Genomic DNA, 15,638 nt, shown 5'->3' on the forward strand with positions numbered 1-15,638 from the left:
AATGAATTTACCGAACAAGTTGACTGTAGGCAGAATTGTTGCTGTGCCGTTTTTCATTGCAGCATACATGATGGGATATAATCTCGTTGCCTTTGTACTGTTCATTGTAGCGTCTTTTACAGACATGTTAGATGGTAAAATTGCGAGAAAGTATCAACTGGTTACTAATTTTGGGAAGATTATGGATCCGCTGGCAGATAAGATTCTTGTTTATTCTGCCTTTTGCCTGATGGTAGAGGACGGGACAGTGCCGGGATGGATGCTGATTGTCATTTTGGCGAGAGAATTTGCTATCGCAGGTATGAGAACAGTAGCCGCGTCTGAAGGAACGGTCATTGCTGCTGGCATGAGTGGTAAAATCAAAACTGTTCTGCAGATGATTGCAGTGCCGCTTTTGCTTCTGACTTCTGCTCTTGGGAGTATGCCGCAGATTCAGGAGTACTGCGGGCTTGCAGGAGAAATATTCCTGTGGGGTTCCCTGATTATGACGGTATATTCCGGGATAGAATATATTTGGAAGAATAAAAGCGTGTTCTCTATGTAAACCAGTGAGAGTTACGCATAATCAAGATTTTGCATGGAAGTGGAGGAGCATGCGATGAGGACTGCAATTTTAAGTGTCGGAACGGAGATTCTCTTTGGTCAGATTACCAACACTAATACTGTATATCTTTCCCAGCAGTTAAATCTGCTGGGTTTTGACGTTATGTATCATTACACGGTGGGTGATAATTCAGGACGCCTTTCTGAGATGATTGAAATGGCTTTTCGCGATTGTGACCTGGTAATCACCACGGGAGGTCTTGGGCCGACAGAAGATGATTTGACAAAAGAGACAGCCTGCAGGGTTTTGCACGATGAACTGGTGCTTCATGAGCCAAGTATGGAGAGGCTGGTTGCCAGAGCAAAGGCATACGGAAAGCCGATGACTCCTAATAATTATAAGCAGGCGATGATGCCTAGCAGGGCAGAGGTGTTCAGCAACGAAGTGGGCAGTGCGCCAGGACTAGCCCTTTGCGAGGATGAAAAAATGATTATCTGTATGCCGGGACCGCCGCGGGAGATGACATGGATGTGGGAAAACAGAGTGCGTCCATACCTGGAAAAGCTGCAGACCGGCGTGATTTACTACAGAACCCTGCGCATGTTCGGCATTGGCGAATCACTGTTGGAAACCAAGCTTTTGGACTTGATTGATGCTCAGACGGATCCGACCCTTGCCACCTACGCAAAGGAAGGCGAGTGCAGCGTGAGAATCGCTTCCAAGCGTGCGACCTGCGAGGAAGCCGTAAAAGCCGTGGAAAATATGATTGCACAGGTTTCTGAAAAGGTGGGCGAGTATATTTACAGCGTTGACGATGAGGAATTGGCAGATGTGGTTGCAAAGAAACTTCTTGAACGAAATATTTCCGTTTCAGCCTGTGAATCCTGTACCGGAGGGCTTTTTTCCGGGGCGCTGACTGATACGCCCGGGATTTCAAAGGTCTTTGACCGGGGACTTGTGACTTATACCTACGGCGCAAAGATGGACGAGCTGGGCGTGAAAGAAGAAACGTTAGCAGCGTATACGGCGGAAAGCAGTCAGGTAGCGAAAGAAATGGCTGAGGGTCTTGCAAAAAAAACTGGCAGCAGACTCTGTATCTCTGTAACCGGCATTGCAGGACCAGGTGGCGGAACCCCTGAAAAACCAGTGGGGCTGATTTATATCGGTTGCGTTTTTGATGGTCATACAGAGGTAAAAGAAGTCAGAATGCGCAATGTGAGCCGCAAATGGAACCGGCATTACGCTGTGCTCAGCATGTTTGACATGATAAATAAGACTATCGACCGAAATTGGGATTAAATTCAATTGTTGACATATAATGTAAAATATGTTATAGTGAGTATGAACGGACAGAGACTTAAGGAACAAATAAAATTTGTAAAAAATTTTTATGCAAAAAAGCCTTGACCGAAAGCAAATAATAGGGTATTATAATTTAAGAACAAACGTTCTTTATTGGAGGTAAAGTATGGCTACAGCAAAAGAACAAAAAAATGCAAAGAACCCGAAGAGTGAGAAAGAACAGAGAGAAGCGGCATTGCAGGACGCAATGGATCAGATTCAGAAACAATTCGGTCAGGGCGCTATTATGAAGCTTGGCGATAATACCAAGATGAACATAGAGACCATTTCGACAGGATCCATCAGTTTGGATTTGGCAACCGGCGTAGGCGGTGTGCCGAAGGGAAGAATCGTAGAAATCTACGGACCAGAATCTTCCGGTAAGACAACATTGACGCTACATATCGTTGCAGAAGCACAGAAGAAGGGCGGCAAGGCGGCATTTATTGACGCAGAACATGCGCTGGATCCTGTCTATGCAAAGAATTTGGGCGTTAAGATTGATGAGCTTTTAGTATCTCAGCCGGATACAGGAGAACAGGCACTAGAGATTTGTGATATGCTAGCACGCAGTGGTGCGCTGGATGTTATCGTAATCGACTCCGTTGCAGCGCTAGTTCCTAAAGCCGAAATTGAAGGCGACATGGGAGATAATCACGTGGGTCTTCATGCCAGACTGATGTCTCAGGCACTTAGAAAGATTGCAGGTAATGTAAACCGTTCTCACACTTGTGTGGTTTTCATCAACCAGCTCCGTGAGAAAATCGGGGTCATGTATGGAAGTCCGGAAGTTACCACAGGCGGACGCGCTCTTAAATTCTATTCTTCCATGCGTTTTGACGTCAGAAGAGTAGAAACTATAAAAAGCGGCGACCAGATGCTTGGAAACAGAACTAAGGTCAAGATTGTTAAGAACAAGGTTGCTCCGCCGTTTAAACAGGCAGAATTCGATATCATGTATGGAGAAGGCATTTCTAAGGCCGGAGATGTTCTGGACAGTGCAGTAGAATTGAAAATCATTGACAAGGCAGGCTCCTGGTACAGCTATGCCGGTGATAGAATCGGACAGGGGCGTGAGAATGTGAAGAAGTGGCTGCAGGAGAATCCAGACATGCTGGACAAAGTTCAGAATCAGCTTTTAGAAACACTGCAAGAACAGCAAGGGGAAGCAGCACCTGTATCTATGGATGGCATGATGGTTGATGAAGACGGTGTGGTAATCGAATAGTTTATTTACAGCAAGCGAAAGCTGTGCGGCATTTTTCCTTAAGAGAAAGACGCACAGCTTTTTGTGAATACTGTTTTTTATAATTCATTTTCATCATCATGTACTGGAGCATTAAAGTCGATATCTTGAATATCTATTTCATTATCAAAATAGTTGGTATCAGTGTCAACTGAAAAGTCATTATCAAAGAACCATTTATATGCGCGGTTAGCTATAATTTTAGTTTCTGTAAAATCAAGACCTCCGCCGACAATAGCGCCAACGCCTGGAAGCATTTTTGTTAAATTAAAAATTCCTTTTGTTCCTGATTTTGTTATAAATCTAAATCCTACTTTTTGGTTTATTCTAGTTAAAACTCTACCGGATATTTTTTTGATGAGTCCATTTGTTAATTTCATACCAAATTTTATGCCGGACTGCTTTAAAATATTATTAAGTGCAACGCCTGCAAGGCACGCATATACAAAAGTTTGTGTCTGGTCACTGTTCAATTCATAATCAGCCATATGGCTGTCATGGTAAAGTTTGAAAACCACCATTAGTACTTTTAAGCGATTTTTGCGAAAAAGGTACGAAAACCTGCAAATTATTTATATCCATTATATGAAAAATAAGGAATTTACTTCTGTATAATGAAAGGTTTGTACGAAAATGGAACCATAGAAAAGAAAAAAGAACGAAGACTTTCAATTCTATTTCGTTGTATTTGCTTAAAACCTTTTGGTTAGTATAAAGTGACTCCTAATTTTTGATACCTTTTTTGCAGAAAAGCGGCATAGGTACGAAAATCCAATATTCGTAACCTTTCTAAGCAGGCTTTTCTCATATTGACTTTCTCATAAAAAATCGGTATACTAAAGTGACTTTAGGAAATTTGAGTAAGGAGAAACTATGGAAGCAATTACTTGTATAAAGGAAAGAAGAAGTATCAGAAAGTTTAAGCCAGAAGTTGTGGATCACGAGGTTGTAAGAGAAATCGTAGAAGCTGCTTCTTTTGCGCCGTCTTGGAAAAATACACAGATTACAAGATATATTGTAGTTGAGGACGAGGCTGTAAAGGAAAAAATCGCTGATGAATGCGTATTAGGCTTTACTTACAATGCAAAGATTATCAAGAATACGCCGCAGCTTGTTGTTGCGACTTATATCAATGGGAGATCCGGCTTTGAGAAAGATGGTTCTTATACCACCGGAAAGGAAGACAGATGGCAGAATTTTGACACAGGTATCGCAGTGCAGACTTTCTGTCTGGCCGCCCATGATAAAGGAATCGGTACTGTAATTTTAGGTATCTTTGATGATGAAAAGGTTGCGGAAGCAATTAATCTGCCGGAGGGACAGACTGTTGCAGCATTAATTCCGATGGGATATCCGCTGGATGCGGAAGCACCGGCTGCTCCAAAGAGAAAAGAGGCAGACGAACTTGTCAGCTATCTGTAATAGAAAAGTTATAATATAGAAACAGACAACCACTGCACGGAAAGCCCTGTGCGGTGGTTTTGTTTTGCGGAAAAAATTTCTGGGTGCTATTGACATGGATGATTTTATGTGATATAAATATGATATCAAATTGATATCATAAAACCCAAAAGGGAGAAGAGGAGTAACGTTATGGAAAAAAAGACGAATTTTACACAGAAAGAGATTAAGCCAATCAACGGCATGGGTATGCTGATACTCATTACTTTGGGCATTTTGGCAGCCATTGCAATGATTGTAGTTGGCTGTATCAATCTTGGAGCAGTTGGAATTGCAATGATTATCGCAGGAGGACTGGGAACAATTATTTTTCCGCTTTTATATGCGGGTCTTAGAGTAGTTGGACCTAACGAGGCGCTGGTGTTGACTTTGTTTGGTAATTATCACGGTACGATTTTGAAGCAGGGTTTCTATTTTGTGAATCCGTTTTCTACTTATACCAATCCGACCTATACGAAAGAGATTGCTGCAGCAAAAGCAGAAGCCGAAACGCAGGCAAAGAACGGAAAGTTTTCGCTAGGTTCTATTAAAGTGAGTGCAAAGAAAACCGTTTCTTTGAAAGATAACACCTTAAATAACGGGGTACAGAAGGTTAATGATGTGATGGGTAATCCGATTATCATTGGGGCAGTGGTAATTTGGAAAGTTGTAAATCCGACCAATGCAGTATTCAATGTAGAAGATTATGCCGAATTTTTGTCGATTCAGACCGATTCTACCATCAGAAATATTGCAAGAATGTATCCTTACGACAGCTTAAATACGGAAGATCATGAGCATGCTAACGAGAAAACGCTCAGAGGAAGTTCTCAGGAAATCGCAGATAACATGAAAGCGGAGCTGAACAATAAGGTGGCTTTTGCAGGACTTGAAATCGAGGAAGTTCGCATTACACATCTTTCCTATGCAGAAGAAATTGCGGCGGCAATGCTGAGAAGACAGCAGGCTGAGGCTGTGATTTCTGCAAGAGCGAAGATTGTTGACGGTGCAGTCAGCATGGTAAAGATGGCTATTGACAAATTAGGTGAGGAAGAAGTAGTATTTTTAGATGAGGAGAGAAAGGCAGCCATGGTATCCAATCTGATGGTAGTACTGTGCTCTGATAAGGATACGCAGCCTATTGTCAACAGCGGCAGTATCTACTAAGTTCAAATAGCAGGGGAAATGAATTTGAAACAGCAAGAGGATTAGAGAGATGAAAGGTCGGATGCAATGACGAGCGAAAAAGACATTTTAAAAAAGGAAAAAGAATTAGAAGCACGTCTGTCTAAGCTTCAGCAGATGGAACAGGAAATTAAGGCAAAAGAAAAGGCTGTGAAGCAGGCTGAAAAAGCCAAGAAACAGGTTATTTTGCGAATTGCGCCGTCTCTTTGGGAAGAAATCGCAAGGTGGGCGGAAGAGGATTTTCGCTCTATCAATGGGCAGATTGAGTTTATTTTGTCAAAAAGTGTGCAGGATAGGAAACACAAATAAGAGGATAAAAGCGGGCAAGAGTTTAAAAGTTTTCCGGCAAATAACATTTGACAATCCCTTTGGGATATGCTATGATAATTGAGTTAGACCGCTCGGAAAGGGTTTATTTTTCATGCAAAGCGCATCTAGCGCTACCCGATAAGGCGAGACTGGATAGAGGAGGTAAGAACACAATGTACGCAGTAATTGAAACAGGCGGAAAGCAGTACAGAGTTCAGGAAGGCGATGTAGTAACCATCGAGAAGCTGAATGTAGAAGCTGGCGAGAAAATCGCATTTGACAAAGTACTGGTTTTAGCTGAAGAAGGAGACCTGAAGGTAGGTGCACCGTATGTAGAAGGTGCAGTTGTTTCTGGAGAAGTAGTAGAAAATGGCAAAGCTAAGAAAGTCATCATCTACAAATACAAGTCCAAGAAAGACTACAGAAAGAAACAGGGTCACAGACAGCCATACACTATGGTTAAGATTGAATCCTTAGGAGGCAAGAGCGCTCCGAAGGCAGCTCCTGCAGCACCAAAGGCAGAAGCAAAAGAAGAAGCTAAGGAAAAGAAGATTTCCGCTTCTATGAAGAAAGATGAATTAATTGCTTACGCAAAAGAACATGGTATTGAAGTCGATGAAAAGGCAACAAAAGCCGTTATCATCGAAACCATTGAAGCAGCGAAGTAATTTCCATTTTAGCCACAAATAGCAAGGAGGTGTCTGGACTATGGCAAGTAAAAAAGGAGTAGGTAGCTCTAAGAACGGTCGTGATTCCGAGTCGAAACGTTTAGGCGTTAAGAGAGGTGACGGTCAGTTCGTTAGCGCTGGCAGCATTTTGGTTAGACAGAGAGGTACTAAATTCCATCCTGGTAATAATGTAGGCATCGGCGGAGATGATACATTGTTTGCTAAGATTGAAGGTACTGTTAAGTTCGAAAGAAAAGACAAGACTAGAAAACAGGTTAGTGTTTATCCAAAAGAAGCTTAATTTTTAAGTAAGATTTAAGAATCGTGGAATTTCAACGATTTTAAGAACGGATAGGAGTAGTTAGGAAGAGAAAAAGTATGTCATTCATACAGTATTCCTACACTACTCCTATATTCTTTCTTACATCAAAAACTAAGAAACAGGGGATATTGCTAAAGTGGACAAAGATTTATTTTTTGTCAATTTTGTCAACGTTTTTCTAATAAAACTGTGACAGAATTGACAGATTCTCAGAAATTTGTCCAATTTAGCAATATATGATACACTAAGCAGACGAATTTTGAACGAAAGAGAAAACAGTAAAGGAGGCTTTGACATGTTTGTAGATAGAGCCAAAATATTCATAAAATCAGGGAAAGGTGGCAACGGATGCGTATCCTTTCGTAGAGAGCCCTTTGTACCGGAAGGCGGTCCTGACGGTGGAGACGGCGGCAAGGGCGGCGATGTAATCTTTCAGGCGGATAGAAACTTAAGAACGCTAATGGATTTTCGCTACAAGAGAAAATACGAGGCAGAAAATGGTCAGGACGGTATGAAGAAAAAGCGGTACGGAAAAAACGGGGAAAACCTGATTATTAAAGTGCCAATGGGTACTGTGATTATTGACGAGGAAACCGGTCTTGTGATGAAGGATTTGGTGGAAGACGGCGAAAATTTTGTAGCGGCAAAAGGCGGAAAAGGCGGAAAAGGAAACACCCATTTCAAGAATTCAGTACGTCAGGCGCCGAATTTTGCGGAAGCGGGCGGCTTTGCTAAGGAAAGAAGCGTTATTCTTGAAATGAAGATGATTGCTGATGTGGGACTTGTAGGTTTTCCAAATGTTGGAAAATCAAGTCTTCTGGCGACGGCAACCAGTGCACAGCCGAAGATTGAAAACTATCATTTTACCACCATTGCACCGAACCTGGGTGTAGTAGAAATCTTTGACACCAGCTTTGTTATGGCGGATATTGCCGGCATTATTGAAGGTGCACATCAGGGACTGGGTTTGGGGCTGAAATTCCTAAAACACATTGAAAGAACCAAGGTTTTGATTCATGTGGTAGACGCGTCTGGCAGCGAAGGAAGAAATCCTATCGAGGACTTTGATAAAATCAACAACGAGCTGCTTAAGTACAGCGAAAAGGTGGCGAACAAGCCAATGCTGGTAGCAGCAAATAAGATGGATATGACCAGCGAAGACGATCCTGCATACATTGAGTTTAAAGAGTATGTGGAGGAAAAGGGATACAGGGTATTCCCAATTTGTGCGCCGATTAACGTGGGTGTTCATGAACTCATGTCGGCAGCCCTGGAAGAACTGAAAAAGGCGGCACTTAATTCGCAGGACGAGGACGAATACGAATATTTTGACTTTGAAACCGATGATAAAGACCCGAACTTCAAAGAAATTTATGCTTCGAAAGAGGGTAATGTTTACGTGCTTACCGGAAAACAGCTTCAGAAAATTTTTGATTCCACGAACTTTAATGATATGGGTTCTCTTCGATATCTCTATAAATATATTGAAAAGAATGGTGCCATTGAAAAGCTTTTGGAAATGGGACTAAGCGAAGGAGATACCATTCGGCTCTTCGACTATGAGTTTGAGTATTGGGACGAATACTAAAACGAGTTATATTCTTCACCTCTATATAATACTTTATATAGAGGTGATTTTATGAACAAGAAGAAACTCTACTGCCAGGTGACAGCTTGTCTTTTGATTTTGACGGCAGCTTCCTATGGCGGAGAAATAAAGAACGAGACGTTTGCTAAGTATTATGAAAAAGCAAAAGCTATGGTGATGTATCAGATGTCCATGGAAGATGTCAAAAGCGCTGCGGTATCGGTATCTACAGCACTTTCTGGTGCACCAGACAAAGTGGTTTCAGCCGTTGCGAAGATTAACGAGACGTCTAAATACGGCGTGCCCATTGACGAAAAATCTGACGAGCAGATAAAGCAGGTTCATGCAGTAGCAGGCGGCGTTGTGACCGCTTCAGGAAAGGATAAAGAGAAAGGGCTTTACGTGGAAATTCGTCACGAGGACGGAACCTCTATTTACGGCAATTTAGAAGAAATCAGCGTGGTAGAATCAGAGCGCGTTCAGAGAGGGGAAATTATTGGAAGCTATAATACGCAAAATGAAAAAGAATTTTATTATGAACTCTCGGAAAATCTGTGATATACTAATAGCTGAAAGGCTGGTATAATTATGACAAAACGAATTACAGAGAAAGAATGTGAGGCGCTGTATGCGAAATATAAAACGCCTCCCCATGTAATCAGACATTGTAAGGCTGTCAGCAGGGTGGCGCGAGAAATCGGAAAACAGATGAATCTTCACGGCGCCCAGCTTGATTTAGATTTAATAGAAGGGGCTGGACTTGCCCACGACGTGGCAAGAACCAGCGATAAGCATTGGGAAATTGGCGCAGATATTTTGGATGGCCTTGGCTATCATGCAGAGGCAAATATCGTTCGCGTCCATATGACTTACGATTTTCACGACTTTAAAGAAATTGACGAAACGGACTTAGTCTGCCTTGGCGACCGTCTTGTCAAAGAAGATCAGTATGTGGGTCTTGATGAGCGAATCGACTATATCCTGCATAAAGCGCCGGACGAACCGGCAGTGCACGACAGAATTTTAAAGAAAAAAGAACAGACCAGACAGCTGATGAAACAAATCGAGGCTTTGATTGGACAGACCATCGACAGCCTGTTTGAGTAAGTGAAAGGAACCGCAGAAAATGAACTTGACTGAAACTTTGAACCATCTGCTGAAACAGGTGGAAAAGCCTGCCAGATATATCGGCAACGAAATTAATATGATTCGAAAGAAGCCGGACAGCGTAAAGGCGCGCCTTGCCTTTGCATTTCCGGATTTATATGAAATCGGCATGTCCTATATGGGACTATCGATTCTTTACAATATTATAAATAAAGACGATGAACTGGCGTGCGAGCGAGTTTTTGCGCCAGCACCGGACATGGAAGCGCTCATGCGGGAGATGGACGTGCCTCTCTTTACGCTGGAGAACAAGACGCCAGTAAGAGAGATGGATTTTCTGGGCTTCACTTTGCAGTATGAGATGTCCTTTACAACCATTCTTAACATGCTGGAGCTTGGTAATATTCCGCTTTTAGCAGCGGAGCGCACCGAGGAAGATCCGCTTATTATTGCAGGCGGCCCTTGCGCGTATAACCCGGAACCGCTGGCTGATTTTGTAGATATTTTCTTAATTGGTGACGGTGAAAAAAGTTTGCCGCTACTTTTGAAAAAGTATGGCAGAGCAAAAGAATCGGGCATGGACAAAACATCGTTTTTAAAGGAAATTGCAGGAGATACAGGCGTTTATATTCCGTCTTTTTACAAAGCAATCTACAACGAAGACGGCACGGTGAACTCCTACGAGAAAAACTTTGAGGGCGCACCGGACAAGGTGCAGCGCTGTATTTTACCTGATATTGAAGATGTTGATTTTCCAACGAATCCGATGGTGCCGCTGATGGAAACGGTGCATGACAGAAGTGTAGTAGAAACCTTTCGGGGCTGTACCCGCGGCTGCAGATTTTGTCAGGCAGGCATGATTTACAGACCAGTGCGTGAGCGTTCCAAAGACAAGATTATGGACCTTGCTATGAAACAGCTAGCAAACAGCGGACATGAGGAGCTTTCTCTTTTATCTTTGTCTACCAGTGATTATTCGGCTTTTGAACCTCTTGCCATCGAACTGATGAGAAAATGTAAGGAACAGAACGTTTCACTGTCTCTGCCTTCTCTGAGACTGGATAGCTTTTCTTTTCAGGTGCTCGAGGAGATTCAAGGGTATAAGAAGTCGGGATTGACCTTTGCGCCGGAAGCCGGTACGCAGAGACTTCGTGACGTCATCAACAAAGGTATTACCGAAGAAGATATTTACAGCGCTGTGGAGCAGGCTATTGAGCTGGGTTGGAAGCACATCAAGCTGTATTTTATGATTGGACTGCCGACGGAAACTGACGAAGATTTGGACGGCATCGCAGAGATTGCCAGAAAGGTCGTACAGCTTCACCGCGACTCAGGTAAGGGCGGTCGTTTTACAGTAACGGTCAGCGTTTCTAACTTTGTGCCAAAGGCGCATACTCCGTTCCAGTGGGCACCACAGAATACGACGGAAGAATTTACCCGCAAACATAATTATCTGAGCGGAAAGCTGAAAATCAAGGGCGTTACTTTTAACTATCACGATGACGCTGTCAGCACTTTTGAGGCGGTTTTTGCCAGAGGCGATAGAAAGCTAGGAAAATTACTCCTTGCTGCCCATAACGAAGGCTGCCGTCTGGATGGCTGGTCTGAACATTTCAGTTTAGAAAAATGGAACCGTGCGGTTGAAAAAAGCGGCATTGATATGGATTTTTATACCACGAGAGCCCGTCAGTTTGATGAAATATTGCCATGGGATATCGTAGACGCTGCAGTTTCCAAGAAATTCCTGATTTCTGAGGCCGAAAAAGCTGAAAAGGAAACCACAACGAAGGACTGCAGATACGGCTGCGCAGGCTGTGGTATTAACAGCAGAGTAGAGTGCAAATGGGGAGGTATTTATGCGTAAATATGTGATTCAGTTTTCAAAAGAAGGCTACATAAAGTATACTTCGCATTTGGACATGCTGCGGCTTTTTAAACGCGCATTTAAAAAGTGCGGCATAGCTATGGCATACTCTCAGGGGTTTAACCCCCACCCGAAGATGGGCTTTGCACAGCCCCTTTCTTTAGGCTATACCAGTCGCTGCGAACTTTTGGAGTTTGAGACGACGGTGAACTATGAACCACAGGAAATAGCTGAAATGCTGCGCAAGGTCATGCCGGAGGGTGTGGAAATTCTTTCCTGCGACTACGACCGCTCAAATGCAAAATCTTTGGCTGCGGCAACAGAAGCAGCAGAATATCTGGTTCAGTTTCCCGTAGCTTGTGATAAAGCGAAGCACGAAGAACTTTTGGTGTCATACTTAGCTCAGGAAAAAATCTTTGCTGAAAAAAGGCAGAAGAAAACTAAGAAAATGGTGACGGTGGATATCCGCCCCAAAATTCGCTCTATTGAGCTGGCAGATGGAGAAAATTTGGCGCTGTCTATGATTCTTGACTGCGGTAGCACATCCAATTTAAGTCCGGAACAGGTCATCTCTTCCTTTGTGGAATTTGCTAGGCTTGATGTGCCTCGCTATGAGATCGAGGTAGAACGGAAAGAGATTTTCTTTGGATGATTTGGAATAAAATAGAATAATTTCCTTGACTTTCCATTTTTCTTCGGGTATGATAGAAGAAAATAGGAAAGGGGAAGCAAGATGGAACAACTAAAACTTTACTTGCGAATATTTAAGGAACACAAAAAAATATTTCAGATAACGGCAATGATTGCGATTGTAATCATTGCTGTTTTAGTTTTTGGACAGTATGGGGAAAAGGACGAATTTTCCGAACAATTCACTGAAGATAACGGACTGACAGTAGAAGAGGACGGCGCATCAGGCGGTGAAATGGATAAAGGCGAAAATCAGGCAGAGTCTGCAGAAAGCGCAAAGATTTATGTAGATATCGGTGGTGAAGTCAGAAATCCGGGTGTTTATGCAGTAGTCGAGGGGACTCGACTCTTTGAAGTGATTAAAGTTGCAGGTGGTTTGACGGATGAGGCTTTTACTGAGCAGATTAATCAGGCAGAGGTGGTAGTTGACGGACAGAAGGTCGTTATTCCATCGTTTGAGGATAACAACGGCACTGCAGCTTTTGGGAGTAGCGGAAATATAGGCGGCACAGGAGAGCCAGCAGCCCTCGGAAAGGATAGTCAGGGACGAATCAACATCAACTTAGCAGACAGCAGTGTTTTGCAGGAAATTCCGGGTGTTGGCCCTGCTACGGCGGAGAAAATCATCGCTTACCGGGAAGAAAACGGTAAATTTTCTCAAATTGAAGACATAAAAATGGTCAGCGGCATTGGAAATAAGACATTTCAAAAGATGAAAGATAAAATTACTGTATAAGCTTTTCTTTCTCTGGCAATAATATCCGCTAAGAGGTGATGAAATGTTTAGCCAGAAAAAGAAAAACCATACATGGATTTATGCATGCGCTGTGCTTATCGTTGCGATTTTCGCTGTGGTGGTGCTCATTGCAGCGCTGACAGGAAAGGAAAGTGAAGAAGAAGCGCTGAAAGCGAACCTTGAAAGCAGAGTAGGTGAAGATGTCGCTAAAGCGGCAGATCCGGGAGATTCAGCGCCGACGTTAGATGATGAGAAGGATAACAATGATGACAATGATGACAATGATGATGTAGCAGGCGAGGACAAAGATGAACCGCAGAATCATGAAAAAGATACACCAAGTCAGTTTTATCAGTCATATTATTTGATTAAATACGATAAAGATGTTATAAAGATTTTTTTTTCTGATGAGACGGGACACCTGATTGAACTGGAGGATACGACTATTGTATATGAAACTTTATCGACTCAGGATCAAAACCGGTTCAAGGAAGGAATTAAGGTCGAAAACAGAGATGATTTGAATCGATTAATGATGGATTATGAGAGTTGATGGTATGTTAAATGAAAAATTGAAAAAGTGTATCTGGTTGTTTATCGGTATAACAGCTGTTGTTCTTTGTACTGGAGTCCTTTTTCCTCAGCAGCTTTCTGTACTGACAGGGGGGCATAGCGTGGTTAGCGAGCGGGTGCTGATTCCTGGTGGACAGTCTGTGGGGATTCAGATGGATGTAAAAGGGGCGCTCATTGTAGGTGTTGAGAAAAAGATAGGTCCCGAGGTTGGTGACATGATTGTTGCAGTGAACGGGCAGAAAGTGGATGGACCTGATGATGTTAACAGAGTTGTATCAGGAAGCGGAAAAGCTGTGCAGCTGACGGTCATTAGAAATAATAAATCTATGGACTTCTCGGTAACTCCCTATTATGACAAGGCAAGCAGAGAATACAAGCTGGGACTTTGGATTAAAGAAAAAATTGCAGGCATTGGAACACTTAGCTTTTATGATCCAAAGACAGGCAGCTTTGCAGCGCTGGGTCACGGAATTTATGAAGCCGAGACTGGTATGCTGCTGGAAACCAGAACGGGAAGTCTTTTGCACACTAGGGTCAGTCAGATTAAGGCAGGAGAAAAAGGTGTGCCGGGGGAAATTGGCGGTGTAATCTATGATTTTCAAAATCCGCTTGGAGAAATTATGAAAAACACTGAGTTCGGTATCTATGGGAAAGGTGATGATCCCCAGGATTTTGACTTGGATCATCCCATGGTGATGGCGTATCAGGAAGAAATCGAAGAGGGTAAGGCGTACATTCTTACAACCATTGATGAAACGAAGGTAGAGCAGTTTGAAATTGAAATTACGAAGGTGAAAAACCAGAATAAAGCAGATAGTAAAGGTCTTGAATTTGAGGTGACTGATAAAAAATTATTGGAAACCTGTGGAGGAATTGTCCAGGGCATGAGCGGAAGTCCAATTATACAAAATAACCGAATAATCGGTGCGGTTACCCATGTTTTCGTAAATAACCCTAAGAAGGGTTACGGCATTTTCGTAGAATGGATGGTGGAACAGACCGAAAAATCATGAGACCTGTCGAATATCCGATAAAATCCCTACAAATTGCGGTAAAATTGATGCACACAAACGCAAAATATGTTGTAAAATTTTATAGGCAGGGCAACCTCACCAAAGAGACAGTGCGCAGGTCTTTTTGTGGAAAAGAAGAAAGAACGAGGCATATGCCCGGGAAGGATTACATTATGGGAAAAATTAAGTTAGGATTAGTAGATGATAACAAGGAATTTTGTGAAGCAATGCAAGACTACTTCGCACGCCAGATGGATATGGAAGTAATTTTTATTGCACATGACGGTCTTGGTGCCATTGAACAGATTCAAAAGGAAGAAGTAGATGTGCTGATTTTAGATTTGATTATGCCGCATCTGGATGGAATCGGTGTTTTGGAAACGCTGAATACTGTGGAACTGAAAAAATATCCGAGAGTCATTATGGTATCAGCCATTGGACAGGATATCATGATTCAAAGGGCTGTTTCTCTCGGTGCGGAATACTATTTGGTGAAACCTATTAACATGGATATTCTTTCAAAGCGCATCAGACAGGTTATGAATAAGGATACAGTGCTCAAACGCAACTTTGCAGGACAACAGAATCTAAAGAAATCGACGATTTATAAAGATATACTAAAAGAAAACGACTTAGAAATTGAAATTACTAATCTGATTCATGAAATCGGTGTGCCTGCGCACATCAAGGGCTATCAGTATCTCAGAGATGCGATTACCATCGTTGTGGAAGATATGGACATACTCAGTGCTGTGACGAAAGAACTTTATCCGACCATTGCAAAAATGAATGATACTACGCCTAGTAGAGTAGAGCGAGCTATCAGACATGCCATCGAAGTAGCGTGGAACCGTGGAAGAATTGAGACCATCGATGCCTTATTTGGTTACACCGTCAAGAATGACAAAGGCAAGCCAACCAATTCAGAGTTCATCGCAATCATTGCAGACAAGCTGAGACTAGAACGGAAAGTTGGCTAGAAAACTCCTTGCAGTCCCTCTTCATAAATGTT

General features: G+C 42.6%; 18 protein-coding genes. 17 read left to right on the forward strand and 1 reads right to left on the reverse strand.

Annotated elements, in window-relative coordinates; translation table 11 throughout:
• Position 1: 1 nt before the first annotated feature.
• The 3 genes from pgsA (at position 2) to recA (ending at position 3,113) form a co-directional block, all read left to right on the forward strand.
• Positions 2 to 544, forward strand: a complete 543-nt coding sequence (gene pgsA / locus D1155_RS05395; RefSeq protein ID WP_160201367.1) for a CDP-diacylglycerol--glycerol-3-phosphate 3-phosphatidyltransferase — start codon at positions 2 to 4, stop codon at positions 542 to 544.
• Between the two features lie 54 nt (positions 545 to 598).
• Positions 599 to 1,843, forward strand: coding sequence for a competence/damage-inducible protein A (locus D1155_RS05400; RefSeq protein WP_160201368.1), 1,245 nt, complete (start codon positions 599 to 601; stop codon positions 1,841 to 1,843).
• A 169-nt stretch (positions 1,844 to 2,012) separates the two neighbouring features.
• On the forward strand, positions 2,013 to 3,113 hold the full coding sequence (gene recA / locus D1155_RS05405; protein WP_160201369.1) for a recombinase RecA: 1,101 nt from the start codon (positions 2,013 to 2,015) through the stop codon (positions 3,111 to 3,113).
• A gap of 77 nt (positions 3,114 to 3,190) precedes the next feature.
• Here recA and D1155_RS05410 read toward each other — a convergent pair whose 3' ends face one another.
• Positions 3,191 to 3,619, reverse strand: coding sequence for a hypothetical protein (locus D1155_RS05410; RefSeq protein WP_201759534.1), 429 nt, complete (start codon positions 3,617 to 3,619; stop codon positions 3,191 to 3,193).
• Positions 3,620 to 4,004: 385 nt separating this feature from the next.
• Here D1155_RS05410 and D1155_RS05415 point away from each other — a divergent pair, with 385 nt between their 5' ends.
• From D1155_RS05415 to spo0A, 14 genes are all read left to right on the forward strand, one after another.
• Complete coding sequence (locus D1155_RS05415) at positions 4,005 to 4,553, forward strand: nitroreductase family protein (RefSeq protein ID WP_160201370.1); 549 nt, start codon at positions 4,005 to 4,007, stop codon at positions 4,551 to 4,553.
• A gap of 171 nt (positions 4,554 to 4,724) precedes the next feature.
• The gene (locus tag D1155_RS05420) at positions 4,725 to 5,738 is read left to right on the forward strand and encodes an SPFH domain-containing protein (RefSeq protein ID WP_160201371.1); all 1,014 of its coding nucleotides are present in this window, start codon (positions 4,725 to 4,727) and stop codon (positions 5,736 to 5,738) included.
• 66 nt (positions 5,739 to 5,804) lie between these two features.
• A complete protein-coding gene (locus tag D1155_RS05425) occupies positions 5,805 to 6,065 on the forward strand; it encodes a hypothetical protein (protein ID WP_307726236.1) in 261 nt (86 codons plus the stop codon).
• A gap of 173 nt (positions 6,066 to 6,238) precedes the next feature.
• A complete protein-coding gene (rplU, locus tag D1155_RS16085; protein WP_160201372.1) occupies positions 6,239 to 6,733 on the forward strand; it encodes a 50S ribosomal protein L21 in 495 nt (164 codons plus the stop codon).
• A 40-nt stretch (positions 6,734 to 6,773) separates the two neighbouring features.
• Positions 6,774 to 7,034 (forward strand): 50S ribosomal protein L27, encoded by a 261-nt coding sequence (gene rpmA / locus D1155_RS05435; RefSeq protein ID WP_148491958.1) that lies wholly within the window; start codon positions 6,774 to 6,776, stop codon positions 7,032 to 7,034.
• A 316-nt stretch (positions 7,035 to 7,350) separates the two neighbouring features.
• Positions 7,351 to 8,643: a GTPase ObgE gene (obgE, locus tag D1155_RS05440; protein WP_160201373.1), complete on the forward strand. Its 1,293-nt coding sequence runs from the start codon at positions 7,351 to 7,353 to the stop codon at positions 8,641 to 8,643.
• A 51-nt stretch (positions 8,644 to 8,694) separates the two neighbouring features.
• Positions 8,695 to 9,201, forward strand: a complete 507-nt coding sequence (locus D1155_RS05445) for a M23 family metallopeptidase (RefSeq protein ID WP_160201374.1) — start codon at positions 8,695 to 8,697, stop codon at positions 9,199 to 9,201.
• Between the two features lie 30 nt (positions 9,202 to 9,231).
• On the forward strand, positions 9,232 to 9,750 hold the full coding sequence (locus D1155_RS05450) for an HD domain-containing protein (RefSeq protein ID WP_160201375.1): 519 nt from the start codon (positions 9,232 to 9,234) through the stop codon (positions 9,748 to 9,750).
• Positions 9,751 to 9,769: 19 nt separating this feature from the next.
• On the forward strand, positions 9,770 to 11,614 hold the full coding sequence (locus tag D1155_RS05455; protein ID WP_160201376.1) for a TIGR03960 family B12-binding radical SAM protein: 1,845 nt from the start codon (positions 9,770 to 9,772) through the stop codon (positions 11,612 to 11,614).
• Entirely contained in the window at positions 11,607 to 12,266 is a 660-nt protein-coding gene (locus D1155_RS05460) for a TIGR03936 family radical SAM-associated protein (RefSeq protein ID WP_160201377.1), read from the forward strand. The genes D1155_RS05455 and D1155_RS05460 overlap by 8 nt, the downstream gene beginning before the upstream one ends.
• Positions 12,267 to 12,347: 81 nt before the next feature.
• The gene (locus tag D1155_RS05465; protein WP_160201378.1) at positions 12,348 to 13,040 is read left to right on the forward strand and encodes a helix-hairpin-helix domain-containing protein; all 693 of its coding nucleotides are present in this window, start codon (positions 12,348 to 12,350) and stop codon (positions 13,038 to 13,040) included.
• A gap of 43 nt (positions 13,041 to 13,083) precedes the next feature.
• Positions 13,084 to 13,593: a hypothetical protein gene (locus D1155_RS05470; RefSeq protein ID WP_160201379.1), complete on the forward strand. Its 510-nt coding sequence runs from the start codon at positions 13,084 to 13,086 to the stop codon at positions 13,591 to 13,593.
• A 4-nt stretch (positions 13,594 to 13,597) separates the two neighbouring features.
• Positions 13,598 to 14,626 carry a SpoIVB peptidase gene (gene spoIVB / locus D1155_RS05475; RefSeq protein ID WP_160201380.1) on the forward strand — a complete coding sequence of 343 codons (1,029 nt, stop codon included), beginning with the start codon at positions 13,598 to 13,600 and terminating at the stop codon, positions 14,624 to 14,626.
• A gap of 173 nt (positions 14,627 to 14,799) precedes the next feature.
• Positions 14,800 to 15,606 carry a sporulation transcription factor Spo0A gene (gene spo0A / locus D1155_RS05480; RefSeq protein WP_160201381.1) on the forward strand — a complete coding sequence of 269 codons (807 nt, stop codon included), beginning with the start codon at positions 14,800 to 14,802 and terminating at the stop codon, positions 15,604 to 15,606.
• Positions 15,607 to 15,638: the final 32 nt, after the last annotated feature.

The sequence above is a fragment of the Anaerotruncus sp. 80 genome, assembly GCF_009936115.1.
Lineage (GTDB): Bacteria > Bacillota > Clostridia > Peptostreptococcales > Anaerovoracaceae > Senimuribacter > Senimuribacter intestinalis.